At 42.7% G+C, this 5634-nt stretch carries 6 protein-coding genes; 3 read left to right on the top strand and 3 right to left on the bottom strand.

What is annotated here, in order from left to right; translation table 11 throughout:
- Both WAM07_RS15690 and cbpB read right to left on the bottom strand, forming a co-directional pair.
- The coding region (locus WAM07_RS15690; RefSeq protein WP_422168333.1) for an MFS transporter at positions 1-883 on the bottom strand (883 nt) is incomplete at its 3' end.
- Between the two features lie 455 nt (positions 884-1338).
- A complete protein-coding gene (cbpB, locus tag WAM07_RS15685; RefSeq protein WP_089753551.1) occupies positions 1339-1788 on the bottom strand; it encodes a cyclic-di-AMP-binding protein CbpB in 450 nt (149 codons plus the stop codon).
- 245 nt (positions 1789-2033) lie between these two features.
- On the opposite strand from cbpB, the gene trhA reads away from it, so the two are divergent.
- Complete coding sequence (gene trhA, locus WAM07_RS15680; protein WP_422168330.1) at positions 2034-2669, top strand: PAQR family membrane homeostasis protein TrhA; 636 nt, start codon at positions 2034-2036, stop codon at positions 2667-2669.
- Between the two features lie 62 nt (positions 2670-2731).
- On the opposite strand, the gene fadH is transcribed toward trhA, so the two are convergent.
- On the bottom strand, positions 2732-3499 hold the full coding sequence (fadH, locus tag WAM07_RS15675) for a 2,4-dienoyl-CoA reductase (RefSeq protein WP_422168328.1): 768 nt from the start codon (positions 3497-3499) through the stop codon (positions 2732-2734).
- Positions 3500-3658: 159 nt separating this feature from the next.
- On the opposite strand from fadH, the gene WAM07_RS15670 reads away from it, so the two are divergent.
- Together WAM07_RS15670 and WAM07_RS15665 are read left to right on the top strand one after the other, a co-directional pair.
- A complete protein-coding gene (locus WAM07_RS15670; protein ID WP_422168326.1) occupies positions 3659-4519 on the top strand; it encodes a metallophosphoesterase in 861 nt (286 codons plus the stop codon).
- 86 nt (positions 4520-4605) lie between these two features.
- On the top strand, positions 4606-5184 hold the full coding sequence (locus WAM07_RS15665) for an SCO family protein (RefSeq protein ID WP_422168324.1): 579 nt from the start codon (positions 4606-4608) through the stop codon (positions 5182-5184).
- Positions 5185-5634: the final 450 nt, after the last annotated feature.

Raw genomic sequence — 5634 nt, 5'->3', positions numbered from 1 at the left:
CCATAACTCCCTGTACAAACGCCGGAAGATAACTCGTAACCCCCATAAGTATCATACCTGTTGTAAGAGAGGTTAAGTTCGCATAGCGGATGGACTGGTACTTCCAAATATGAAAAGGCATCATCGGCTCTCGTGCTTTTCTTTCCACAAGGCAGAAAATAATAAAGCTGACAATAGATGCAATTGATAAAGCAAACATAGCCCATGATTTCCAGGGGATACCTACTCCTCCCTCTACCAGGATAAACATGAGTGTACTGATCGTAATGACCACCCAGAAAGAACCAGCCACATCAATGGGTCTTTTCTCTTCAGAGACATCTTCATGGAAGAAAAAAATGACACCAAGTAATGCCAACAGGCCGAGTGGAACATTCATCCAAAAAACATATGGCCAGCTGAGAACATCTACAAAAAATCCGCCCAGAGCTGGACCTGTCACGGCTGAGATCCCCCATACACTGGACAGGTAACCTTGGATTTTCGCTCGTTCTTCCTTTGTATAAATATCCCCGACGATCGTCGTCGCAATCGGCATTAAGGCCCCTGCCCCAAACCCCTGAATTAGTCTCGCCACGATTAATACTTCCATCGAAGGAGAAAGCGCAGAGGTCACAGCCCCGACTAAAAATAAGCTGATTCCCATCATAAAAATCGGCTTCCGCCCAAAAATGTCAGATAAGCGTCCAAACAATAGTACTGTCGCAGCATTTGTTAATAAATAAGCTGAAAATACCCAGCTGTATAAACTAAACCCTCCGAGATCAGCCACAATGCTCGGCATAGCTGTCGACACGATCGTTGCTTCGATAGCCGCCAGAAACATCGCCAACATTATGGAAGCTAATACGAGACCACGATTTCTTCTCTTTTTCTTTGTCATGCGGACATCCACCTTTAAAACCATACGCTAGATTAAACGTTGCTACAGTAATGATTGAGTCAATCACTTCACTGATACGTACTTTTGAAGATTAAATTTTGTGCCTGTTATAAAGAAAGATTTTTCAGGAATCGAGTCGGGCCCGGTACCCTATCGCTCCCTCTAATTCTCAGATAAGACTCTATTATTGTTGATTTTCATAAAAAGTTTCTTAAGCTATCGGGGCGGCTACGGGCACAACTCGCTTTCCTGCGTCGTGCAGGGCCGGAAAGCGAAATAGTCCCCCGAAGGACCCTTACTCATAACAAAATTGTCTCGAAATCGATTGTTCCTATATCGCGAGCTTTATAGGAACAATCGATTTCGTAGATTTGCCTGACCTGAACCATAAAAAAATAGAGGGCACCTATGTGATGCCCTCTATTTTATCATAGCTGTTATTTATAGTCTTTTGTTTATGTCCATTTAAAAGTCTCGTGATAATGCTTACTGAACTGTTTCAGAATGGTGCGCCGGGTGACAATTCCATCAAATTCACCATCATCATCAATTACACAGACGAAAGGAAAATCAATTAACTTATGCAAAGCGTCAATCATACTGTCTTCATGATGGAGATATGGAAAATCCTTATCCATCACTTCTTTTACTTGAATATCAGATAAACGGTTTAATTCAAATTCTTCAATGCCCAGGGTTTCTTCTAAAATCTTCGACTTACTGATGACCCCTTTAAACTTAAAGGTCGGATCTAAAACAGGAATAGAAGAATAGCCGGTCTTTACCAGCACCAGCAAAGCGTGCTCCAATGGATTGCCAACTTGGACATGAGCTACTTTTTCAGAAGAAATCATTAACTCGGATACTTTTGGAATAACTAATGCTTCTTTTTCTAAACTTACCATAAACTTGTTCTCTCCTTTTTCTCTTACAACTGAAGGAGCAGAAAGACGCTTTGGTTAACCAGTAAATATAGTAACATAAATCTGGATAAATCTCGACCTGCAAATTCCGACAAACCTTTTTCTGAAGGGATTTAAGTCTATTTTTTATACCCCTTATCTCTCTATATATAAACCTTGTTGTTTATTAAATATTCACGAAGGCGTATAATAAAAAGCAACATGAATTTATTGGGGCTGAGAAACTAATGATGACACACACGTTTTCAAGACGCGAAGAAATAGCGAACGCCATTACGCACGGGATTGGTGCTGTATTAAGTGTGGGTATGCTGGTGATGCTGGTCGTATTTGCAAGTCTGGAAGGAAACGCCTGGCATGTGGTGTCCGTTTCTATATACGGGGTTACCATGCTTGTGCTGTTCGTTTCTTCTACACTTGTGCATAGTTTTCCAGCTGGGAAAATGAAAGACTTATTCGAGATTTTCGATCATTCAGCTATCTATTTGTTCATTGCAGGGACCTATACCCCGATTCTACTCGTTCCACTGCGCGGTTCCTTAGGATGGACACTGTTTGGGATTATATGGGGAATGGCTATTTTAGGGATTATTTTCAAAGTCTTTTTTGTAAAACGTTTTGTCGTTCTTTCTACACTATTCTATGTACTGATGGGATGGCTTCTTATTATTGCATGGGGACCGTTAACCACCGAAGTTCCGGCAGCAGGAATAACTTACCTGATCCTCGGGGGTGTCATGTATTCCATCGGTTCAATCTTTTATGTATGGAGAAGCTTCACGTTCCACCATATGGTTTGGCATTTATTTGTGCTTGGTGGCTCTATTTTCCATTTCTTCACTATTTTCTTCTATGTAATTTAATTGCACAAAGAAACCGCTGCAGCGCGCAGCGGTTTCTTTAATGGTTTTTTTAAATCTACCAGTTAAAATGGAAATTTATTCAGCCATTGACCACCATCCAACGTAACGACTTCCCCGTTCATGTAAGCGGCTTCATCGGAGAGTATAAAACGAGCGAGACCAGCAATTTCTTCCGGCTGTCCAACCCGTCCAAGAGGAACAGACTTCAACGTGCGTTCCGTCGCTTCTTCGGATTGAAACAATCGCTCCGCGCCCCCTGTCCGTTCAATCGGTCCCGGAGCAATGGCATTAGCTCTGATTCCATACTTACTTCCCCACTCCACAGCAAGCGTTCTCGTCATAGCAAGCACTCCAGCTTTTGCAGATGCAGAATGGATAACACCAGCTCCTGCGCCCCATGCATATGTAGCAACCATGTTTAATATAGAGCCTTTGATTTGGTTTTCTATCCAATAGTTACCGACGGCCTGACTACAGTAGAACGTTCCATTTAATACAATATTGATGACCGAATTCCATCCGTTTGGGGATAGCTTTTCTGCGGGCACTATAAAGTTGCCGGCTGCGTTATTAACTAAATGGTCAATTCTACCAAATGCATTCACGGTTTCATTAACCATTCTCTTTGTGTCTTCCACTTCCCGAACATCCATAGCAATTAGCAGTAGATGGTCTCCATTTTCTCCAGCGATCTGCTTTTTTGCTTCCTCCAAACGCTCCTGTGATCGTCCTGTGATCGCGACTTTAGCACCTTCTTCAAGAAATCTTTTAGCCATATAGAGCCCCATACCACTCGAGCCCCCTGTAATAATTACCACCTGATTGTTCATTTCATCATCCTCCTATCTCTCTATATATCTACATTCCACATAAAAAAATGAATTCCTGTTCATTTTTTAAAAAATATTAAAAAGGAGGAGAATCTTCCTAAGTTTGAATAAAGATTTTCGTGGTATAATGACCAAAGAATTCAGGGGAGAGGACTTTCTATGAAATTAACCAGGCGCAAGTTCATTAAGAATATGGTGCGCAGTTTTCTTGGTTTTCTAGGTTTAAGTGGACTGAGCTATTATTATGCCAAGTACGTAGAACCTGATTTATTAACCGTAAAAAAGTTCAGCATACATCATTCGAAAATTCCAAAAAGCTTTCATAACGTCGATATCCTTCAATTCTCCGATACGCATATCGGATTTCATTATGATTTAAATAAATTCGAGCAGCTGATTGAAACCATAAACAAAAAAAATCCGGATTTAATTATATTTACCGGGGATTTAGTAGATGAACCGCAGACCTACTCATTTACGGACCGACTGCCATCCTTATTAAACCGATTGGAAGCTCCACTTGGAAAGTACTGGATCTATGGCAACCATGACCACGGTGGATACGGTACAGAGAAGATTTATGAAGTTATGTCGCGCGGTGGATTCACCCTCCTGCAAAATGAAAGCACATCGATTCAAAAAGACAGCGATTCCTTTACACTTGCCGGATTGGACGACGTAATGCTCGGCCGTCCAGACATAAAAGAAACACTATCAGATCGCATCGAAAACAGCTTCACACTTCTTCTCGCCCATGAACCTGATATTGCCGACCAAGTTCAGCGGTACGGGGTAGATGTCCAGTTATCCGGTCACAGTCACGGCGGGCAAGTACAGCTCCCTATCTATGGCTATTTAATCACCCCCCCTTTAGCTGAAAAATACGTAGAGGGTCATTATCAGCTTCCAGATGGAATGGATTTATTTGTAAGCCGAGGTTTGGGTACTACACGTGTACCCTACCGTTTTCTCTGTCGCCCGGAATTGTCGATCTTCCGCTTAAAATCACCAGAAATCTAACTATTTTGTGACAGTGAGCACTCGATGACTGCCTGTCGGAAAGCAGTGGTACACTTAGAAGAGAGAAAAGTAATTGGGGGATTAAAATGAAACGCAGAACAATATGGGTACTCGGTTTGGCAGTTTTACTTCTGACAGCATGTGGGTCCCCAATCGAAACAAATATGTCCAGGGATGTGAATTCCCTTGAAGCTGTAAATCAGGATGGTGAAAAAGTCACTCTGCCGGAAGACTACAGCGGTGAATACTGGATTGCTGATTTTATTTTTACAAGTTGTGAGACGGTATGTCCGCCGATGACCGGAAATATGTCTCGTTTACAGCAAGAGCTTGACCAGGAAGGGATGAAGGTCCCGCTCGTTTCTATGAGTGTAGACCCTAAGACCGATACTCCGGAGAAAATGAAGTCCTTTGCCGAACCATATCAGCCTGATTTCAGCCGATGGAATTTCCTGACGGGTTATTCCTTCCACGAGGTAAAGGAATTTTCGATCAAGTCTTTTCAATCTCCAGTTAAACAGCTGGAGAACTCCAATCAGGTTGCTCACGGGACCAGTTTTTACCTGGTCACTCCAGATGGAGAAGTAATTAAAAGCTATAACGGTACCGAAGCTGGAAGTGCGGATCAGATTATTGAAGACCTGGAAACCTTAAAACAAAACTAATACAAGTCTAATAAAACGTTACGCAGACATTAAAGATAAGCTCCCGATACTTGAAGACTCAGTTTCGAGACTTTTGTGAGAATTAGGTCCTGCGGGGGACGATTTCGCTTTCCGTGGGCATGTGGTAAGCTTCCTCAGGCTTCGCCTTCCGGGATCTTACCGATCATGTTCATCCCGCAGGAGTCTTCATCGTCCCCCTCCGGACCTGGCCGAATCAGATGCTCGAAACCACTTAGGGAGAAGAAGTGTATTTTTATGCTAGAACGATGTGAAAAAGCTTGTCATATAAGCATTTAGGACCTATTTAGAAGGAGAGCATTCACTCTTCTGGAAGGATCCGTTATTCTCCCGTGACTGGGTTGGTGGGGAAATGGCGAGACTCCCTTGGGAAAAGGAACTAGGTGAGATCCCGCAGGGAGTGAAACGAGCGAGGAAGCTCACCGTTCCCCC

This window comes from Halobacillus sp. (genome assembly GCF_049282395.1).
GTDB lineage: Bacteria > Bacillota > Bacilli > Bacillales > Halobacillaceae > Halobacillus.
Note: the sequence above shows the minus strand (reverse complement) of the source record. Positions and strands in the feature narration are given on the sequence as shown.

What these genes read in the sequence shown, in the direction of transcription:
- trhA (WP_422168330.1), top strand. Translation starts at nt 2,034, where the DNA reads ATGATGACACACACGTTTTCAAGACGCGAAGAAATAGCGAACGCCATT.
- cbpB (WP_089753551.1), bottom strand. Translation starts at nt 1,788, where the DNA reads ATGGTAAGTTTAGAAAAAGAAGCATTAGTTATTCCAAAAGTATCCGAG.
- WAM07_RS15665 (WP_422168324.1), top strand. Translation starts at nt 4,606, where the DNA reads ATGAAACGCAGAACAATATGGGTACTCGGTTTGGCAGTTTTACTTCTG.
- WAM07_RS15670 (WP_422168326.1), top strand. Translation starts at nt 3,659, where the DNA reads ATGAAATTAACCAGGCGCAAGTTCATTAAGAATATGGTGCGCAGTTTT.
- fadH (WP_422168328.1), bottom strand. Translation starts at nt 3,499, where the DNA reads ATGAACAATCAGGTGGTAATTATTACAGGGGGCTCGAGTGGTATGGGG.